At 39.2% G+C, this 21454-nt stretch carries 14 protein-coding genes and 2 pseudogenes; 3 read left to right on the top strand and 13 right to left on the bottom strand.

Translation table 11 applies throughout. From position 1 onward, the window contains the following. Positions 1 to 72: 72 nt before the first annotated feature. The 3 genes from SNE25_RS06785 to SNE25_RS06775 are packed head-to-tail and all read right to left on the bottom strand — an operon-like array spanning position 73 to position 4007. Complete coding sequence (locus tag SNE25_RS06785) at positions 73 to 1026, bottom strand: DUF1735 domain-containing protein (protein WP_321564338.1); 954 nt, start codon at positions 1024 to 1026, stop codon at positions 73 to 75. 23 nt (positions 1027 to 1049) lie between these two features. Beyond that, positions 1050 to 2561 (bottom strand): SusD/RagB family nutrient-binding outer membrane lipoprotein, encoded by a 1512-nt coding sequence (locus SNE25_RS06780; protein WP_321564337.1) that lies wholly within the window; start codon positions 2559 to 2561, stop codon positions 1050 to 1052. Between the two features lie 18 nt (positions 2562 to 2579). Next, positions 2580 to 4007 (bottom strand): TonB-dependent receptor domain-containing protein, encoded by a 1428-nt coding sequence (locus SNE25_RS06775; RefSeq protein WP_321566209.1) that lies wholly within the window; start codon positions 4005 to 4007, stop codon positions 2580 to 2582. Between the two features lie 6 nt (positions 4008 to 4013). On the opposite strand from SNE25_RS06775, the pseudogene SNE25_RS06770 reads away from it, so the two are divergent. Both SNE25_RS06770 and SNE25_RS06765 read left to right on the top strand, forming a co-directional pair. Further along, positions 4014 to 5309 (top strand): annotated as a pseudogene (locus SNE25_RS06770) (APC family permease); the annotation flags it as partial. Positions 5310 to 5311: 2 nt separating this feature from the next. Beyond that, entirely contained in the window at positions 5312 to 6478 is a 1167-nt protein-coding gene (locus SNE25_RS06765; protein ID WP_321564336.1) for a trans-sulfuration enzyme family protein, read from the top strand. A 359-nt stretch (positions 6479 to 6837) separates the two neighbouring features. On the opposite strand, the gene SNE25_RS06760 is transcribed toward SNE25_RS06765, so the two are convergent. The 7 genes from SNE25_RS06760 to SNE25_RS06730 form a co-directional block, all read right to left on the bottom strand. After that, positions 6838 to 7038 carry a hypothetical protein gene (locus SNE25_RS06760; protein ID WP_321564335.1) on the bottom strand — a complete coding sequence of 67 codons (201 nt, stop codon included), beginning with the start codon at positions 7036 to 7038 and terminating at the stop codon, positions 6838 to 6840. A 641-nt stretch (positions 7039 to 7679) separates the two neighbouring features. After that, positions 7680 to 9023 carry an HlyD family secretion protein gene (locus SNE25_RS06755; protein ID WP_321564334.1) on the bottom strand — a complete coding sequence of 448 codons (1344 nt, stop codon included), beginning with the start codon at positions 9021 to 9023 and terminating at the stop codon, positions 7680 to 7682. A gap of 7 nt (positions 9024 to 9030) precedes the next feature. Further along, positions 9031 to 11217: a peptidase domain-containing ABC transporter gene (locus SNE25_RS06750; RefSeq protein WP_321564333.1), complete on the bottom strand. Its 2187-nt coding sequence runs from the start codon at positions 11215 to 11217 to the stop codon at positions 9031 to 9033. Positions 11218 to 11331: 114 nt separating this feature from the next. Further along, positions 11332 to 12309 (bottom strand): lanthionine synthetase LanC family protein, encoded by a 978-nt coding sequence (locus tag SNE25_RS06745; protein WP_321564332.1) that lies wholly within the window; start codon positions 12307 to 12309, stop codon positions 11332 to 11334. A 21-nt stretch (positions 12310 to 12330) separates the two neighbouring features. Then, the gene (locus SNE25_RS06740; protein WP_321564331.1) at positions 12331 to 13896 is read right to left on the bottom strand and encodes a hypothetical protein; all 1566 of its coding nucleotides are present in this window, start codon (positions 13894 to 13896) and stop codon (positions 12331 to 12333) included. A gap of 228 nt (positions 13897 to 14124) precedes the next feature. Beyond that, the gene (locus tag SNE25_RS06735; RefSeq protein WP_321564330.1) at positions 14125 to 15279 is read right to left on the bottom strand and encodes a TlpA disulfide reductase family protein; all 1155 of its coding nucleotides are present in this window, start codon (positions 15277 to 15279) and stop codon (positions 14125 to 14127) included. Between the two features lie 480 nt (positions 15280 to 15759). Then, complete coding sequence (locus SNE25_RS06730; protein ID WP_321564329.1) at positions 15760 to 17433, bottom strand: vitamin K epoxide reductase family protein; 1674 nt, start codon at positions 17431 to 17433, stop codon at positions 15760 to 15762. A gap of 1244 nt (positions 17434 to 18677) precedes the next feature. On the opposite strand from SNE25_RS06730, the gene SNE25_RS06725 reads away from it, so the two are divergent. Further along, positions 18678 to 18890 carry a hypothetical protein gene (locus SNE25_RS06725; protein ID WP_321564328.1) on the top strand — a complete coding sequence of 71 codons (213 nt, stop codon included), beginning with the start codon at positions 18678 to 18680 and terminating at the stop codon, positions 18888 to 18890. Positions 18891 to 18941: 51 nt separating this feature from the next. Here SNE25_RS06725 and SNE25_RS06720 read toward each other — a convergent pair. The 3 genes and pseudogenes from SNE25_RS06720 to SNE25_RS06710 form a co-directional block, all read right to left on the bottom strand. Beyond that, positions 18942 to 19340, bottom strand: a pseudogene (locus SNE25_RS06720) (RHS repeat domain-containing protein); the annotation flags it as partial. Between the two features lie 585 nt (positions 19341 to 19925). Next, positions 19926 to 20549, bottom strand: coding sequence for a hypothetical protein (locus tag SNE25_RS06715; protein ID WP_321564327.1), 624 nt, complete (start codon positions 20547 to 20549; stop codon positions 19926 to 19928). 131 nt (positions 20550 to 20680) lie between these two features. Continuing rightward, the gene (locus tag SNE25_RS06710; RefSeq protein WP_321564326.1) at positions 20681 to 21034 is read right to left on the bottom strand and encodes a hypothetical protein; all 354 of its coding nucleotides are present in this window, start codon (positions 21032 to 21034) and stop codon (positions 20681 to 20683) included. Between the last annotated feature and the right edge of the window lie 420 nt (positions 21035 to 21454).

Below are 21454 nucleotides of genomic sequence, written 5' to 3'. Positions count from 1 at the left end.
CCATTTAAAATCATGTTATGCACCGGCCGCTTATTGAACGCCCTGCTTTTTATATAATTGAATCATATTTGTTTACCTGGCCGATTTATACGTCCAGGTTTCTTCAAAGAATGTCCTGTTGCTGCCATTTTCGGTCATGATGTATTTAACCTTAAATGAAACAGGGGTTGAACCATCTGGCGACATGATAAACGTGTTAACGCCGCTTGCATCAAGTATTGCGTCACGGCCGTTTGTTGATGGCCGTCCGTAGTAGTTTATCATGTCGGTAATTTTATTGGTAGCCGGATCAATTGGAAACTTTGGACTAAAGCTGCCGTAATAGCTACCTGCTCCGGCATTTAAAATACCGTGCCCGTAGGTATTTTGCGACGGATCGTAAACAGCAACCACATTTGGGCCCTGGGTTATCAGCTGCATATCATGTGGGTACTGACCTGTTATTGCTGAGTTAACTACATCGGTCATGGTTCCAGTTACCGTGTATACACCATCCCACTTGTTTTTTAAAGTGATAATGGTAATTAATTTTGCAAAATTAGCGCTTATGGTAAAGCCACCGCCATCAGCAATAGTCAACGGAAAAGCATAGGTTTTGGTAGGGTCTAAAGCTGCCGTATTAATCTTAACCGGGAATTGTATTTTCCGTTGTCCGGCAGGTATGGTAATTTTATTTGATGGCAAAGTATAACCAACGGTTGGCAACAAGGTATAATTTTTACCATTTACTTTATTAAATTGAGTTACCGCAGCGGTATCAACAGATAATGTAACGGTTACATCTTTACTATTAGCGTCGGGTGCCGCATAATTAACCCAAACCAAATAATCGGCCGGAGTATTTGATACGGTAAATGATGCTGAGATAGAGTTGGCTGCCGCATTACCTGATGAAGAGCCGATAGGCAGTTCAATAATAGGTTTATTTTTAGTAAAATCTGGCTGAGAGTTATCTTTCAAACAACCTGATAAACCACTCATCAGTACAGCAACGGTCAATAATGTATATATGAAATTCTTTTTCATGTTTATCAATTCAAATTTTGCAATTAGTTAATATCCCAGAATATCCTTGAGGTAAACTGGCTGATTTTTCCTTGCGCCAAAACATTATCAGGATTGTAGTTGTACTCACTTTGCGGATAAAGCATCCTTACCGGTATGGTACGCACAATAGCCGCAGGGTTATCCGAAACAGGAATATCTGCCGGAATGTTAAGCCTGCGGAAATCGGCCCAGCTTTCCATATCATTAATACCGTTCATAGCAGCCCACTTCTGGGTCATGATCAATGTTATTTTATCGGCTGCCTGATCCCAGTTACTTACTGCACTTGGCATTGTAAGGTAATCCGAAGCAGAACCTGCACCTAAATAAGTAAATGACTGCTGAACAGCACTTTCATACAAGCTTCTTACACTTCCGGTTATGTAACCCCGTTGTGCAGCTTCTGCCTGTAAAAACAACGATTCAAAATCGGTAATAATTGGCTGCGCCATATCTGCACCTTTAAGCAAACCTGTTCCAATAGCCGAACGGTTTTGAGGGTTATCCTGAGGGCTTTGCGCCGTTGGGCCAAAGCGACTACCCGAATAGGTAGTTCCTGCTCCATCATTAATGGTAGTGTATAAATAACCAAGGCGCGGGTCGTTATTATTCTGGTAAAAGTTAATGGCATACAAACTGGCTATATAGTACCTATGGTTATCTGTAGGTGCTGTTTTACCGGCTGGTGTATAGCCAAAGGTTGCATAATATGGATTTTGTTTATTTGCGGAGTTAGTATAACCAGGATTAACCGAGCCGCCTTCGCCTACGCCGATAAAGCCAAGACCATTTGCGGTAATTTTCGCTATCTCGCCTTTGATGTAAGCATCCCTGCCAGGTATTTGCGACTGGCGCAACAGGATCCTGAGTTTTAAGGTATTGGCAAACTTACCCCATTTTTGCGCGTCACCTTTGTACATGATATCGTAACTGGCATCTGCAGAACTTACTTTACCTATAAGACCTTTAAAAAGCGTCGCCGCTGTATCTAACTTTTTGGCCAGATCTTCATAAATAGCCTGATCTTTATCATATTTAGGCCTTATGGATGCTGTTGCTTTTAAAGCATCATCGTACGGAATGTTACCAAATACATCAACCAGGTTATGAAAATCATAAGCCTTCATGGTTTTTGCTATAGCAGTGTAAAAAACATTCTTGGTAGTGTTACCCTGTTTTTCCACATAGTCATAGTCTTCCAGATTATTATATAAGCCATTCCATATGCCCACAGCCGGGCCATAATTGGTGGTAAACTGGTAGCTGCGTTCTTCGGCAAAAGCCGCTACAGCGCCACTATAGTTCCAGTACCCGATCCAGCCGGAAGCAAACTGGTAAAAGTTAACCGAACCGGTGGTATTCGTAGCTGTGCTGTTTAGTGCATTGGTTAATACCAGGCCGGGAGCAACATTTGTTGGACTGTTGGGGTTGGTATTTATATCCAAATAATTTTTCGTACAACTCCCTAAAAAGGCTACAGCTGCCGAACAAAATAATATGAGTTTGCTTTTCATTACAGTAACATTAATTTTTTAAAGTGTAAAACTTGCTGTAAAACCATAAATACGCGTAGGCGGAGTTTGGTTCAGGCCATTTGATCCCTGGGCATTATCAAGCGTGTTGTTAAATTCCGGATCGGTGTAAGGATTACTTTTTGGTCTGAACATGAACAAGTTACGACCTACCAGTGCAAAACTGGCCCGCTTTATAAATTTGATACCGCGTAAGTATTCAGCCGGCACATCGTAACCTATTGAGAGTTCACGAATTTTTATAAAAGCAGCGCTGGTAACATAGTTTTGCATTACGCCATAGCGGGTGGTAGCGCCTGCCCAGTAATCAATACCTCCTGAGTTGGTAGTTACATTGGTGTTGGGCACATATACACCCGGCGAAGTTTCAATTACTGAGTTAGGATACACAAAGCGCTCACGGCCATTGGTTGCGGAACCATAGCTGATACCGGAAAAATCGAAAGTGCTGCCGGCTCCACTATAAACCACACTTCCGCTGCGGTACTCCGCAACACCGGCCAGTGTAAAGTGATGGTAGCTAAAGCTTGTATTAACACCCAATATATTTTTAGGCGTTGTTTGGCCAAATAAAATATTGGTTTGGCTCAATACCGGATATCCGCTGGTGGCGTCAACTACCGTGTGGCCATGTCCGTCGGTTTCAAAACCTTTACCCATTAATACCGGATATGGTTGATCTTTTACAATATAGTTATCATTATCAATGCTTAAGTTGGGTAGGCCCTGATATAGAGAAATAGCCTTGTTTTGATTGTAAGAGTAATTTACCCCTAAATTCCAGGTAAAACCATTATTATTGCTAAGTATCGGGCTGCCCTTTAGCGTTACTTCCAAACCGTGATTTTTACCTGAGCCAGTGTTTATAATGGCATTTGTAAAACCGGTGGCATTTGAAATATTAATACCCTTAATAATTTCCTGATCGCTGGTGGTTTCCCAGTATGCTGCAGTTTCTAACGATATTCTGTTATTCAGGAACCCTAACTCCAGGCCTATCTCTTTTGATACGGTTTGTTCTGGTTTCAGGTCGGGGGCGTAAACGGTGTTACCTACGCTGTAACCAACGGTGTTGCCATAGGGAAACCCGCCGCCAACGTCAAAAGTAGACTGCAATGAATAGGGTGCAAACTGCACAGCAGATACCTTAGCGATACCACCCCTTAATTTACCATAGGTTATTATTTTATTATCCTTAAAGAAAGGAAGCGCATCGGTAAACACCCATGATAAATCTACAGAAGGATAAAAGAACGAGCGATTTTTCTGAGATAATCTTGAATCCCAGTCATTACGGCCCGAAGCGTGTAAAAACAGGTAGTTTTTGTAGCCAATGGTTAAATCGCCAAAAAGACCTTCCCTGCGATATTTGGTATTGTTTTCTGAAACATTCGCATCGCCTGCACGTGAGCGGTTTTCAAGCTTAATCGTTTTGACCTGTCAATGATCGTTATTAGTCTGGTGATAGGTATGGGCATTTTTGCTACCCCTGGTGAAGTAGCCATAAGTTCCGGCAACCCTTATTTATATTTTGGAGCCTGGCTTTTTGGCGGTGCTGTAAGTTTATGCGGCGCGCTCACCTTTGCAGAAATAGGTGCCCGTTATCCAATTACAGGAGGTTTTTATAAGGTTTTTTCCTATTGCTTTCACCCAGCGTTCGCATTCATGATCAACTGGATACTAGTAATCAGCAACGCGGCATCTGTTGCAGCGGTGGCCCTTATTGGTGCTGAATATATTAACCCGATTATCATGCCACCAAGCTTACAAAATGATCTGGGCATCAAAATCATGACCATAACATCTGTATTGGTATTATACATTATTAACTTTTGGGGTATTAAAATGAGTGCCCGAACTCAAAATGTACTTACCATATTTAAAATAAGTATGATCCTTATTCTTTGTACTGCGGTTTTAAAAAGCCATATCATGCTGGGCGATTATAAGGTAATTGAAAATAATTATACCCTGAGTGCGTTCGGGTTAAGCCTGGTTGCTGGATTTTTTACCTATGGCGGCTATCAGCAAACGATTAATTTTGGAGGAGACATTATTAATGCAAAGGTTAATATACCCAAAGCCATTTTTTGGGGAATGATAACGGTAATATGTTTATATCTGCTCATAAATTTTGCCTACTATTCTGTTTTAGGTATCAATGGACTGCAACATAAAACTGCTTTGGCTGCTACGCTAGCCGGCGCTATTTTTGGAACACTGGGCTATAAAATAATATCATTGCTGATGTTTGTATCAGTACTTGCTTTTATTAATGTAAATATCATGGCCAATCCACGGGTTTACTATGCCATGGCCGAAGATGGTATACTACCCCAAAGGTTCAGGCGTGTGAACCAGCAAACCCAGGTGCAGGAATTTGGTTTAAGTTTTTTTGTCGCAGCCGTACTTATCATATTGTTTTTTGTGAGCTCCTTTCAAAAAATACTCAGTTATGTAATGTTTTTTGATACTATTGGCCTTTCGGCGGCGGCAGTTACCATTTTCATTCTACGAAAAAAAACCAAACACTTAAATGGCAGCGGCATTTACACCATAAAATGGTACCCGCTTATTCCCGTTATTTTTATTGCTACTTATTGGTTTGTTACCATAAGCATTTTTATTGAAAACCCGTTGGCCGCATTAATATGCCTTTGCGCTTTTGTTGTTGGCCTCGCTATATATTTTGTAACCAAAGGCGGTCAAAAATCAATTACAATACCTTAATTATGGAACTTTCATTTATATTAAATGAACTGGGAGAAGATAGAGAAAACTATTTTAATGCCGTTTCACCTCCCATTATGCAGTCGAGCAATTTTACCTTTAAAACGGTAACGCAACTCAGACAGGCTATGGCCGATGAATTTGAAACAAATTTATACTCTAGGGGGCAAAACCCAACGCTTAATATACTGCGAAAAAAACTGGCCGCACTTGACGGAGCCGGAGATGCTTTGGTATTTAGCAGCGGAATAGGCGCCATAAGTGTTCCATTGCTTTCTTTATTACAAGTCGGCGATCATGTGATTGCGGTTAAAAATCCATATAGCTGGACTTTAAAACTTTTTAATGAATTTTTACCCAAATTTGGCATCACTACTACCTTTATTGATGGAACTGTTTTTGACAATTTTGAAAAAGCTGTTAAACCCGAAACCCGCCTAATATACCTGGAAAGTCCCAACACCTTTAGTTATGAATTGCAGGACATAAAAAAGATAGCTGGCTTTGCCCGGGCCAGAGGTATTATGACCATGATTGATAACAGCTACTGTAGCCCGTTATATCAACAGCCTATCAGTATGGGTATTGACCTGGTTGCTCAATCGGCTACAAAGTATATTGGAGGACATTCAGATGTGGTGGCGGGCGTACTTACCGGCAGCAAAGAACTGATAAGGCAAATTTTCGACCATGAATTTATGAATCTCGGCCCGGCTATTTCCCCACACTCCGCATGGCTGATGTTGCGAGGATTGCGTACATTACCATTGCGCCTGCAACGTAGTTTTGAGAGCACTAAAATAATTACTCAATGGCTAAATAGCCATGAAGCAATACAACAGGTAATATGGCCCTTTGACCCGGCTTTCAAACAAAGCCAATTGGCCTGTGAACAAATGCAGGGCTGCGGAGGGTTGTTCAGTTTTACGTTAAAAAATACGTCATTTGCAAATATTGAAGCATTTTGTAACCATTTGCAGCATATATTACTCGCGGTTTCCTGGGGAGGCCATGAAAGTTTGATACTTCCATCTATAGCGTCGATTGCGGAACCGGAGTACAAACCAGGTGATGAGCGCCATCAACTCATCAGAATGTATGTTGGTTTAGAAGACCCTCAATATTTAATAAATGACCTGCAACAGGCATTCAATAAATTAAAATTATAGCCGTCATCCTTTCAAAACCACATAATTACACCCAGGATAACCTGTTTAAAATTGGTTTCTGATTGGATATACGAATTATACCAGATAATATTGTTGCTGCAGAGTGCGGGAATATCGCATGTTTTTTTTAATCACTTTTCTATAAAAAAGACTTTGTCATATGCTCTTGCCAAATATCCCGCAGTGCTATGCCTTCCCTCCCATTTTCCGGTAAAAGAATAGTGGCAAAAACAAGCAATAGTAAGCAAAGTACCGAAACCAGATAACTAAATCGCATCAGTATTCTGGCTCAACTAATATAAATAAGATGAAAGTTTTTACCCCATGTAAAGAGCACTTGATTTGTGGTGGGTTGGCCTTTACTGTGCTTTAGCAGGTTCACGGGCTTCGTTTTCTAAAACAGGAATGATAAATGTGTTCAATTCCGACTTATAATGCTCTTTTTTTCTGATAATAATTAATTTTTCACCGATATCCGGGTGCTGTGCGGCAACATTATTTTGTTCCTGTATATCAACAGAAAGATCATACAATAACTGTGTTGTATTACCCTTCATCATGTTCAATCTTACTCCTTTCCGGTTATCAGGCGTATGGCCCGCTGACCATTATATATCGGATATTCAAAATAAAGACAATCATACTGAGCCTGTACACCTCCACCAAATAACATAGGTAAAATAAAACTATCAATATTTTTTTGCGCCTTCACGTTTAGCAAATTACAAAGCTTGGGCGTGATATCTATAGTTGATGAAATGAGATTAGTGGTTGATCCGACCTTAGCCGGCCACGATACGATAAAAGGTCCACGAATGCCCCTTCATGCACAAACCCATTTTCCCCAACCATATTCTCCCTTGAATGGAAATGCATTTTTAAAAAATGTTGGGTCGACACCCGCGTTATAGGCTGGGCCATTATCAGCTCAAAACATAACGATCGTATTATTATAAACACCATCCTATTTTAGTTTTTAACTATATCTCCTACTTGCCCGTCCATCAGTGTTATCATTGCCGCACAAGTTGATTCGGATAACGGCAAGGAAAGTAACTGTCGCCAAGGCGACGTGTATTAGAAATAAAACCCTTTCCTGCATTCTTATTCGCCACTATACAATATCGAGTTCGTGTTTTGGAACGTTATGTCCAGAACTCCACATCACTTTCGTAATGTGTCCAACTGTCTGATGTTTCACCTACTTTCCTGCTGAGGCCGATTTCACCATATTATAATATAAACGTTGCAAGAGCCTCATGTCCTTTGTAATGACAATAGCCTGCGCCTTAAGGCCGCTTTTATATGCGATATTTCGGTTATTGTTGGTTACTAAACCCTTATTAAACTTTATGGTCGCCAAAAAGCCGCTATCTGACGGCACATTTGAAATGTAATTTATTTTACCTTCCACGAAGCCCAATTCCTGATATGGATAAGCATCAAACCGGAGTTGAACGGTTAAGCCTGTGTCGATCTTGCCAAAGTTATACTGGGAAAGATAGGCTTCCGCATAATAATGTGTATCGGCAGGGTTGATATATCCAATTGTCTTTTCAAATTGCAAATATTGATTTTCCTGTAAAGGGATAGTGAATGAGACCTTACCAGATATAGGGGCTTTAATTATATATTTTGTAATCCAATCGTCGACTTTGCTTTTTAAGGATTGCAAGGCCTGTTCAAAGATTACCTTTTGTTGAGCAATATCATGATTGAGTTGACCAAGTTCCCTTAGTTTATCTCTCTTTTGCGTTTGATTAGTTAAAAGAGAAGTTTTCAATTGCGGAATAGCCAATTGTTTGTTCACATACTTACTTGTCTGAGAGCGAAACTCTTCTTTGGTTAGAACATTCTGATCCAGCAAGGTTTTATTCATTTTGTAAGTTTCCTCAGCTAACTTAATATCCTGTTCAGTGAGTTTTTTTTGACCCTCAATAATTACCTGAGTCTTGTCTATTGACGTGATATCATTTTCCAGTAAAGACCTTTTCATGAAATAGAAGCCGTTGACCGTATAATCATTAAATTGTTGCCACGCGTTTATGAATTGTTGATACGCGATCTGGATCTCGCCCAGATTGTTATAGTATTTCTGAAATATATCGAAAACCTTTTCCGGTTGGTCATGATTTATGAACGCGATACTGCTATTGATCTCATTGGACAGTTCCATAACCTCCTTGTGATCGGCGGTACTTTCGATCCATCCAATGATATCGTCCTTTTGTAACTGTTGATTATTTCTTACAAATAGGCGAACCAGTCGGCCGCTTGTTTTTGGAACAAGTTCCTTTGGCGCACTGTTGGCGGTCAGAGTCGCCCTGGCTTCTATAAAATCCGGATACCTGATGAACCAGGTGCTACCAACAAGGATAAGCAAGGTGCCTAAAATGCAGAGCAATGCATATTTTTCAAAAAAGTCGGGCTTGCTCGAGATAATATCCTGCGCAGCCTCTGATCGTTGTTCAAAATTATCAACTATTTTTCCTGCCCTGGATTTTTTTTCTTTTTTTTTCGGCAATGTTTGTATTTCTTCCACCATACCAAGTTTATGACCCTAACTCTAATTGATTTTTTACTAACTCATAATAATGACCTTTTAAATGGGTGAGGTAATCATGATTACCTTCTTCTACGATTGTCCCTTCTTTCAATACAATTATTTTGTCTGCACTTTTAACTGTACTTAATCTGTGAGCAACAATTACTACAGTTCTACCTTCAAAAAACAGTTGTAAATTTTCAACTATTGCTTTTTCATTATTGGCGTCGAGTGCATTGGTGGCTTCGTCAAAAAATAAATATTTTGGATCTTTATAAACCGCTCTAGCAATTAGAATCCTTTGTTTTTGTCCCTGGCTTACACCTGTACCATCTGCACCCAATTTGGTATGAAACCCGTTAGGAAGCGTTTCAATAAAAGATAAAATATTTGCGATACGTGCAGATTGCAACAATCGGTTATTGTCTATATATTCCTCACCGACAGAAATATTCCGGGCTATGGTATCGTTAAAAATATATCCGTCCTGTAATACAGCCCCGCATTGTTTTCTCCAGAAAGAGGGGCTGATAAACTTAAAATTAGTGCTACCAATCTTCAGTTCCCCGTCAAAGTCATTGTGGATTTTCAGCAACATTTTTAACAATGTTGTTTTACCGCTCCCGCTTGTGCCAACGATAGCTGTGACTTTCGCTTCCGGGATAACCAAAGATAAATCCTTTAAGACAGGCTCATTTCCAGCACTAGGGTAAGCGAAAGTTAACTTGTTAAAAACGATGTCTTTCTGCTCAGGAAGGTTTGTCATCAACTCGCTATCCAATGGCTCTTCGTCGGCTTTTTCATGTATCTCATTGAGCCGCTCCATACTTATTTTGGCGTCCTGGTAGTTTTGTAACAAGCTTATGAACTGGTTGATCGGACCGCTTAACTGACCTATGATATATTGCACCGCCAACATTGTCCCAAAAGTAAGCTCCCCCTTGATCACCATTTGGGCTACCATAAAACTTAAAAGAATATCCTTACCCTGGCTAATAAATTGTGCTCCGGCCGATTGCAGCTGGCTATAATTTAAACTTTTGAAATTTAACTTGAAGACGCCGACCTGAATATGCTCCCATTCCCATCTTTGTAGTTTTTCGGCGTTATTCAACCGGATTTCCTGCATCCCCTGTATCATCTGTAAGGTCGCATTATTCTCTCTGGCGGATAGGTGAAATGTTTCATAATTGAGTTTTCGCCTGATACGCATAAATAAGCGTATCCAGCCAAAATAAATCAGGTTACCGGCAACAAATACAAGAAAAATATTTACGCTGTAAATGGTTAAAATCAAAGCGTAAACAAAAAAATTTAAAATAGCGAAAATCGTTGTGATTGTTTCGCTGGTCAGAAAAGATTGAATACGTTTATTATCCTCCAGGCGCTGTAAAGTATCTCCGGTGTGATGACTGTCAAAATAAGCTACTGGTAACCTGGTTATTTTTATCCAAAAGTCAGATAAGATAGAAATATTGATCGTGTTGGATATTCGTAGCTGCAGACGGTTGCGAATAAAGGTAATAACAGTGCTGCTAAACGTAATCGTAAGCTGCGCAATCAGGACAATGGTGATATATTGCAAATTTCTTGTATTGATACCCGTATCAACCATTGTTTGGGTAAGGAACGGCAGAATCATCTGCAATAGGGAAGTGATTAACAGTGATATGAATATCTGAACAATTTGTGGCCGTGCAGGCTTCAGGTAAGTGGCAACCACTCCCCAATTCAATTTACTTTGTCTGTTGTCTTCCAGTTCGTAAAAAACCGCTGTGGGCTCCATCAGTAATACAGTGCCTACTTCACCAACGTTTTGGATGTTATTTGATATCCACGACTTGGTGAATTCTTCCTTGGAATAGACCATCATCCCTCTTTCCGGGTCCGCTATTTTAATACGTTTGTGATCAATGGAAATCAGTACCACAAAATGATTCTGCTTCCAATGCAAAATTGCGGGCAAAGGGGCCGTTTGCAGTTTCTCATAACTAATTCTGACCCCTCTTGTTCTGAAACCTAATTTTTCAGCTGTTTCACTGATTCCCAGTAACGACACCCCCTCCTTATTAAATCCAGCTTTTTGTCGTATGGTATCCATGTTGTAATTTTTTCCATAATGCTTTGCAACCATACGAAGGCAGGTTGGGCCACAATCCATTATGTTTAATTGTTTATAATAGGTAAACCCCATGGGGATTAAAATTTAGTTAGATTTTAAATAACATTTGCCGATCGTTATGATGACCAAAAAGACATCAGCATCATCTGACCGATAGTTAAATACAAACGCTGATCAAAAAGCGCGTTAAATAAACACACCTTCCTCCCAATTTGATCGCGCTGAACTTTGCTCGAGTCCAATCATTTTGATTATATTAGATATGGTTAATTTTAGCCTTATGTTTGTATCCTCAAAAATATTCGCATGCATATTTGGTATGAGTTCCATCAATATCAACCGATCAACCGTAGAAAGTTGACCTTTGGGTTGAAAAACGGTCAAGGCCTTTCGTACCGTTTCGCCATATTGCCGGTCATTTAATAATTGCCCCGTTTTTGAATATGCATATATTAATTGCAGATCAGCTATTACAAACTGACCAGTAGCAATTTTTGAATCTAAATAACCGCTTACTGCTTCAGAAGTCTCACAGATCAAATTCTTGCCGTGGTCTGTATTTAAACTGGCATTATTGATCATAGATAAAAAAACGAGCGACCGGGCAACCGAGGCGATATCTTGCTGCCGAATTCCGGGCACGTCGGCGTGTAAATTTTTATTATGTGCGTTTAAAGTTTCACAAACCTTATCAGTCATTAGATTTAAACACTCCTGGTTGCATATCGTTCTGTACCGCTTGCTGTTCATATTCTTCGATTTTAGTCGCCGGTAAAAATATAGTCCTTTCCCTATATAATTAGAAAGACCTGATTCTTTTGAAGGCTCGGCGTATACAATGCTTTTATAGAGTTCATCATCCATGTCCTCTAGAACTTCGTTAGTATCAGCATCTATAAATTTATTTTGTGCCATCCATTCTATCGCCCAGCCTATGCCAGCTAAGCCGTGTTCAAAACTGGTATCCTTAACGGATTCAATATGCTCGCTCAAATCATCGATAAATAATCTGGCCTTAGCTTGGTAAGCATGATTTTTAGATATCTCAAATAATTTAAAGTAGACCATCATAAGACCCGTTTTTCCATAATGCAGACCATAGTTATTTGTAAAATTATCTTCGTAACGTTCCAACCAATCCTCTATGCGTTTTAGTGAAGTCATAAATTTTATAGAATAGGGAAATTAACTTGCAAAATTGTCCAGATAAAATATATGCCCTTCAATACTCTTCATTGGCGCCCTCCTTGTGTTCTCAATAATACCTTCTGGATCAAATTGAGTGGCATAGTTTTGATCAACAGATTTATTTATAAAAACTGCATCCCAATTGTTACCTGGTGGTATTTCCCGCATTTTATTTTTGTTTTCTTCAAATAGGTTGACGTCCTGGATTTTGACAAACATCTCTTTAAGTATCATATCAACCTTTAATCCAACCTTGCTGTATGGTTTCACATAGGAATATTTATTATTTCGCAAATGTAGAATCGACTCCATGATTTGTCTGACCGGTATAATCACTTCCGCGGACCAGACTGCAACATAGGGAGTTCGAGCACTACCGATCATTTGATTAAGATGACCAATAAGATTTAAGTTGCCATCCTTTGACACTACCTCATAGATTACTTCATTAGGCAATTTACCAATATCGATCTTAGCGGTTTGGCAAAGTTCCCTGATAACGATGCGGGTATGAAAATTACCAATAAGATAACGGGTTACCGCATAAATTTCTTCTAAATGATTGCTTGTCATTGAATCTATAGTTATTAAGAAAGTAACGTCCATAAGATCGTGTCTTTTTGATCTGTTGCTTCGAACGTAATCTTCCAATACACACCGAAGGAAGTAACTGCAAGTATTTTGGTCAATTCTGCTCAGATCTTGATTGAACGGCGTATAATTTACAAAATCGCCTTTCCGGAAAATTTGCAGTTTCTTCTTATCAACGCTCCCTGTATAATGAAGTGTTTTGCAGTAATTTAGCGCTTCAATAGAACTGTCTGCCCACGCGAAGTCGAGTTCCTTATGAATCAGAAATCTCTTTTTAAAATATATTGCAGACCACCAAATCACCCACATATCCGCACACCAGGCCTGTATCAGTGCATTATTGCCTTTCCGTCCGCAAAAACCCATTCTTTTTTGATTTTCGCTGGTCAGAAGTTTATACATCTTTTCAGAATCATCCTCCATTTTTATTAGAAATTCAAGGCTCACTTGTTTTAGCAGGTATTGTGCCCCACCGGCATTTTTATCATCCGATTCTACTAGCTCCCTGTTGACACCAACAATACGGCACATTTCGTCGAAGACCTCTTCTCCTGCTGTGTTTTTAATATAAGAACTGTCCAGATAGCTTCTTGAGTCGGCAGCATACCATGTATCATCCTGTGACAAGAGATCAAAATCAGGCAGTGACTTAAAAACGATATCAGAATCATGATGAAAAATTGCCACTTTTTGTAGCCCTGGGAATTTCTTGAGGTGTTTTGCAATAATGTGCCACCGTATGGAAGGCGCATAAAATTTACTCTTCCGGGTATCTGGATAAGCATGAATATTTACAAAAGGATTATCAACTATAAACTGCTCAAAGTCAGCAGCTAAACCTTTTTCAACATCGTAACCTAAGAGTATATGAATATCAGCATCGGGTATTCCCAATGACCTGAAATTAAACAGTTGTAATTGAAGCTGCCATAAAAAATAAAAGTCATCGGGCTGGGAGGATAGGAAAATCATATCAATATTTACAAGGATTTATACTTAACGGTTGTTAGCTAAATTTCGAAGCCAATTGCTAGTAGGTTACTTAATCGTATACATCCGAAATTGCGGAGCTCTATTTTCACTAACTGTTTTAGATTCGGCTTTTCAGTCTTCTATCCACGTATGGTTGCTTATCAGGTATTAGTAATAACGACATATTTTGTATAAACAGGATAAGGAGTATCGCCCATGTAGCATTAATTACTGAAGGATTTCTTCTATTTTTTTTGTCATTATGTCCTCATCACCTGAAGCAATGATCACCTTTCCCTCTTTATTCAGTAATATAAAAAAAGGAATAGACTTAAGTGCATATAAACCACCAACTCTTGCTGTAGAGCCCTTTGAAGGGAATTCGTCAATAACCTGCGTCCATGGCATTTTCTCTTTATCAAGCGCACGTATCCAATCATTCCAATACCTGTCGTCGGACACACTGACAATGTTAAATCCTTTATGATGAAATTTTGCATACATTTTTTTCCAGTGAGGAATACCTTTTCTGCAAGGCACACACCAACTTGCCCAAAAATCCAGCATAGTTACAGATCCGCGCGTCGTAGAAAGTGTGAATTTGGACTTATCTCTTTTTAGCAGTGTAAAATCGGGCGCAAGGCTATTGGCTTGCTTGTTTTCCAGTGTCGACAATTTATTAATTAATGCGTCATAATACGAAGATGCCTTTGCAGTTCCCGAAAATTGGTTAATAGCCGACCGCAAATAAACCTCGGAGATATCGGCCAATGAACCACAATATTCATTAAATATATAAATCCCGGCAAGGGAGCTTGGGTTTTGACTAATATAATTATCAATCCATACTTTTTCATTCCCCGTGTGCAGCTTGCCGATTGAATCTATTTCATTCCTGATGTGAGCAATGGAATCTTTTTTTGCTGTTTTTAACTTTTTAAGAAGAGAAAAGCCATAGGTGTCACCGGTTTCATTTTGATATTGAGTATAAACATCGGCCATTGCAGAGCCCGTTTCTGTGATTTGCCATATTATAGGGTAGTCTTTCGTTTTGTAGTACTGATGCATGGCATCCGATGTATCGATCCAAAAATTGATAGCGGTATCCTCTACGAATCCCTTAAATGCCCAGTTACCTGGGATGATCATGAATGTTCTTCTTTCAGGCGAACCTATGTTTCCCCGAAAAACAAATTTTCCATTAACGATGACGGCGCTATCCCTTACACCCAGATCCTTTGAAAGCATACGTACGACCCCAGAATCTATACCGGTTACCGTGCCGTTAATTACATAACCATTATTCCTGGTAGTTTGAGCATCAGCCTGGAGAATAAAAAATAATGATAAAAAGCAGATAAACACACTTAATAATTTCCTCATGGTAAAATATTGACTACACTATACTACACTATAATGAATCGTTCGAAACACGATTGTATTGGTATCATGATCAGCATTGTTCAAAAAAAAGAATCAATTTGAAAATTGGAAGCAAGATTAATTTCAAAGTAGCTAAATGAAAAGCGGTTTGATTAAAAACCACCGCTTTTCATACCTACGAGCGATATACTCTCGTTTTAGCCTGGGGTAACGCATAGAAGACCTACACAAGCATTGCAACATTTGGTAAACCATTGACAATCATCACCGTCTGCGATACACCCAGTGGTTGTATTGTTACTTGTGCCTCCTAATACATTTTTTAATTGTTCTCTACTGAATACTTCGTTAACTCCAAGCTCCAGTGCCTTTAACCGTAATTTTTTCATTGATAAGAAAATTTTCATCCATTAGACTTTCGTTTCCTTTTTTAATGCCCGGAAACATTCAGGGCCACTTTCGTTCCGTAAGTACTCGAGTTTATACAGAAAGAAAATATTTTAGATCTTCTACCTGGTATGTTGACGGTAGTTGATAAAATGGTGTCGACTGCTCGTTTTGAAATGGAATCGAAACAAAAAAAGTAGGTGTAAATTTAATTTCCGTTTTATTACACCACGCTCTCATGGCGTCTATTTTATTTCCCTGATTCTTAAGTTCGCCATTCATAGGATATTGAGTGGCAAAATTCTTATAATCTTTTTTTTCAGCGAGATACCAGTCATCAAGCGCTAGTTGCGTCTTTATCTGGTTACTATTTTCCGCGATTGCCAGTAAGTGTTTTACAGGAGCAGCGGCTTTATCATGTTCATCGTTCTTCGCCGTAAATATGATCTGTATTTGTATATCTGGATTGTTGTGCAACAACTCCTCCATAGGGGTATGGGCTTTCGCGCAAGGCCCGCAGTAGGGATTACAAACTTTAATTATTTTATACGTTGCATTAGGGTTACCCAAAATTATCCCTAAGCCAGTTGGGCTTTCTTCCAGTACTTTTTGTTTTGTCAGCAAAGCTTCAAACACTTGTGGATTATGTTTAAGCTGCTGTAATTCCGTGTTGATGCCATTACGCTCCTTAGCTTTTAGCAAAGCGGGATATAGAATGGAGATCATTATGAACGGTACGGAAAACGATGTGATCAATTGCAAATATAACTCCGGCGGGATAGTTTCAAGGCGAAATAATATGTGCCAGTTTCCTGCGAGCGCTGTTGCAAATTGCAGCGCTAATAAGCCCTGAACACAAAGACACAAAACGCACCATTGCTTTGCGACTTGCCACTGGTAGTAAATAGAGTAGAATATATACGGCAATGCGAGTGCATTAAGCCAGGACAGTAAAAACAAGGCATAGGGATTGGAAAGGCCTCCAAGCATTAAAAACAACAGTTCTCCTATAAAATAGCTCAGTCCGATACTACTCCAGCTTATACCTGCAATTTTTGCTCCCTTTGAATTTAAGACCGCACCGCAGTTTATTTTTTTACCCGCACTGCATATTTGTTGCAACGTCGGATTATACTGGTCCAATTCAAACCAAAGCAATAGAATGCTGAGTATGCCCCCGACAAGTGTCAAAACGGAAAACACAAGTGGAAATAACACAGTTGTGCCTTTATGTATGAAAGCGATAATCCCAGTTATCAATAACATAGCCGGAATACAAAGTGCAGTCAGGTTTTGAACTCTCTTTTGCCGATTTTCCGATTTTATTTTTTGAACATAATCTTTTTCTCCGGCAGCTTGTCCAACTTCGGTTAATAATACGACACCCGAACATCTTTCCAAAAAGGCATCAATTAAACTAACCTGCCAACGATGTGACTCTGGATCGAAGAATTGGATGGTATCTATGCTGATCTCTTTTACAATTGTAAAAAAATCTAACTTTCTCCCTGTCCCCTTTAATTGAGTGATGAAGGGGACAGGTACGGCAATAATTTTACTACGGTTTACTTTAACACTTAAATTTTCGATACCATAGTGAGTAAGTATATCACTGATGCTCAATAAGCTCGGATAATCCGGATGCTGCTCAAGATCTTTTTTTATAGATCCATCTGATATTTTGACATTTAATAATTTGACCAGTAAAGAGGTAATTTCTGCTCCGTTTTGTTTGGGTTCAAGAAGTTTGTTAAGGTAGTTCTTCATTCTGCATTTTTTATATTTATATTATAGTGAGACTAAACGGGATGACACCGATAGTTACCTTTATCAACGTTATTTTAAGTGTCGTTAAGACGCCATTCGCGGATCAGTCATAGTTTGGTGACCATAAGTTGTATTTGGAAGATGATACCATATTTAACTTGTGATATGTTTTATTACCAATTTATCGATCCTGACAGCCTTCAGAAAGATATTTTCCGATAAATATTTAAAAATATTGACAAACGAATCCTCATATATGATTTTAATCATATCCGTTTTCTTAACAGCATTTAAGTTTAAAGCACTGAAACGAATCGTTAGGTCATTGCTGCTTATTTATTCAATTTGCATTTAAATATCTGCTAATAGAAATATATCGATATTATGTTCGCCTCAGGTGCGGAAAGCCCCTTTTTTATAGTTCAATAAACTAAACGAATGAAGCACATCTTTTAAAAAACACCCATTAAAGCATATTATAAAATCTGGACCAACAAAAAATAAATTGCAAGACATTATTAGAGATTTAGATATAGATGCAATATAATATTTATTTCATAAAGAATGAATAATAATATTATTATCCTCTATAAAATATTTGTTACATTCCAATTAAATCATGTATGAAAAAATAAAAGGGATTCGCCCAGGAAACTTGAGTGCGGTTCCCCACAGTTTTATTCTAATGAAAAGCTTCCAAAACATGCAATTAAAAACTTGTAATTATTCAAACATTGTTTTTTTATTAGTGACATGAGGAATTTGCAATGAATATAAACCTACAGCTATCAAGGGCCATCTGTTTAATATATAAGATTCCAAAAGTGTATATATTATTGTAATACGCTAGTATATCAACACCAAGTATAATTTGATCGTAAGATATCTGAGAGGAAAGCAACTATTAAGCGCTGATATTTTTATTACCCTATTAATAGATGGGAAACGCAAATTTGATCATTTTTGATCGAACTTGTCTTTGCAATCATTACGCGATGAGTTCATGTCACCGTACTTGACCTATGCTTTGCCGCTAAAAATTGTTGATGCTTCAGGAGTTACCATAAGTGGTAATTTCGGAACATTGAACTTGTTAGTGAACGCAAAGTAAAACAATAATTGAATTTAAGGGCTATCTGATAAATCAGATAGCCCCTTATTCTACCGATATTGATTGGTGGAGTTTTTCTATTAATTCAGCGTTGAAAATTTTAATACCTTTGCAGATAGGTTGAATTGGCACCATGGACGATAAATATTACAAAACTTTAGTTGAAAGGTACCTCGACAAGAAGGCAAGCAACGATGAGTTGATCGTTTTTACGTATCTAATGAAAGAAGGCAAACTCGATCATTTGATTAAAGCGAAAATGGATGAAGAAATCAAAATTATGATTACAAATCGCGATGCCGAAATTCGTTTCAGAACGGATTTCGATGATGAAATTCAATACTAAGGGATAGGGTGGCAACACCTTCGGCCATATCTAACCCACGCTGATTCGCTTTTACACCGCCTTGAAAGCCCTCCCAAGTTTGCTCACTAGGAAGTTTGGGTTGAGCATTAACAAAATCCCAACTGTCTTTATAAAAATGGGCTGAAACGCCATCTCTATCTGTAGACCAAGTTTGGCCGCTAACATCTTTGCACCCGCATCGTATTTCTTTGTTACTTCCGCTTGGCTATTTACACTTTTATCGTCAAATACAGTTCCATCAGTCAAACGAACCATGTCAAACATCCCGTCAACATCAATATGGCTGATCGGATTGTTATGCCCGTAACTATAAGGAGACCACTTTCTATCCTTTTCAGCGAGGGGATCAATTGTACCAAAACGTCCTATCACCGGATCGTAGAAACGTGCACCATAATCGTGATGGTTTAGTTCCTTCTGTAACTCCTTCTTATTGTAAGATACTTATTTCCCGCATTTACTTGCCGATGCACATTCAATCCAGAAGGGTAGTAATCATCTTCACCTACTTTTCCATTCGTCTGATCAAACGCCAGCCGGTTATTCCCCAGGTGATCCGTGATCCGTTAAGGTATACTCGTAGTTCGGCGAAGTGGTGGGATTCAGCACCCGGCCTTCCTCGGTCTGCACAAAGTCTATCCCTGATCCCGTGTATTGTATGCCATCTATGTATTCCGTCACCGTAGGACCTGAGATCTTCCGCAGTTTTTGTCCTGATGCATCATAGGTATAGCGTAAGCTTTTACCGGGAATACTGGACGGCAGATTGAGCAGGTTATAGGTGATCGTATGGCCCTGACCTTCACTCGTGGCGTTGCCATTGCATCATATCCATAACTCCGCGTACGCCTCCGCTTACCAACTGCAACTGGTTGGCGCTTCCATAGTTATAAGTCAGCGTCCCTGTATTTGGCCCAAGGCGTATCAATGTCTTGATATTGCCATTTACATCCTAGCTAATGCCGTTCTCACTGAATGCCTCTACAGAATTACCCGCTTCATAGGCGTATTCTGTCATGTCCAACTGAACAATACGATGCCTATTCTGATATCACTTAAAAACAACCGGAAATAACTACTGTTGTTAACCGCTTTACCCCTGGCATATAAAAAATCAGTTTTTTTCCCCATCCCTGATATGCTTTGAATGATTGGTATTTTATTGGGTGATTGGTTATAGGTAAATAACAGGGCCGTAGTGACAACACCTTCTGAAGCTGCATAAGTTATGAAATAGGGCACGCGATTGGTATAATCTGTACGCGTTGTATATTGATTTACCGCAGTTGTACCACCGCCGGGGATGATCATTAAGGGCGAAGCATTTATCTTTTTGCCCCCTGCCGTGTATTGTATATCAATTCTGTTCCACAGTGGGTCGCGCATCTTGGTAAGCTTCCAGCTGCCGGTATAGGAAATACCGTTGACATATTGGTCATAATTCCGTTTAAAGTAAGATACCGTCCCTGTTGTTTTAGCCGAACGGATTACCGGTTCGATTTCCGCGAATGTATAGGTAATGCCCTGGTCATTGGTAATGGTAAATGAGGTAATCGCCCCGTTAACATCGGTTGTATAGTCAACCTTTAAATCATTGTAAGGCGTTACCCGCAGGGTATGGTTATTATCAAATATCAAGCTGCAGGATAAGCCGGGCGCGCTAACCTGGAAAATATCCGGCTCGGTATCTGAAAGATCGGAAAAATTGGTGTTCAGATAATTGACATCAGCGGTTTCGTCGGGGCATGTCGAGGCGCTATTGTCATTGGCTATCGTAAAGCTGTTGATCTTGCACCGTTCGTATTGTACAGCCAGCCTAACCGGGGATTAGAGAGCAAGTCTTTTTTAACATCATCCGGCAGGCCCCGGAGTTGCCGGTAAACCCCGCCGCCGGCAGCAACCTCCCAGCCGATACCGGCTGAACCTTCCACGTCTTTAACCTGGACACCATTTCCTGAATAAACAGCCGCTACCGGCAAGGAAAGCTGCCCTGAGATGATATTATAAAGGGGAATAGTTGTGCCCGGCGTACCTGTAAAATTGTTTACCGAAACTTTTTGGGCAAAAGTGACAGTAATAAAGAATACAAAGCATACGAATGTTAGAAACCCTTTCTTTCCCATAAGAAGTGATAGAATTGGTTTAGTAAATAAATTGGGAAGGGACTTCAGAATGGATTTGATTGATCCAGTCTCAAATGGCAAGCAGCGTATATTCGGCATTTAAATAAGTAATAAGGTTTGATGACACTAATTTATGTATATATTTCAAACTTATTGATATTATTTTTTACTGTTTTAACGCTATTGAAAGTTTAAAATACCCGACCAGAACGAGATTTGATAAGGTGTAACGGATGTAGTGCCTAATCTTAAATCTGCGAGTATTATCCAGTCTACTGACCATCATATACTCCGGGAATTTATTCAAATATTAAAATTATTAAATTGTCTAGATAGTTTATTTGCCCCGAAAGATCACAAAATGCCTTTTTTGAAGCATGCGCAAGAATTATGCGTATTTTTAAAAACTTCAAAAATGTG

This window comes from Mucilaginibacter sabulilitoris, from assembly GCF_034262375.1.
GTDB classification, from domain to species: Bacteria; Bacteroidota; Bacteroidia; order Sphingobacteriales; family Sphingobacteriaceae; genus Mucilaginibacter; species Mucilaginibacter sabulilitoris.
This window is presented reverse-complemented; position numbering and strand designations above follow the sequence as displayed.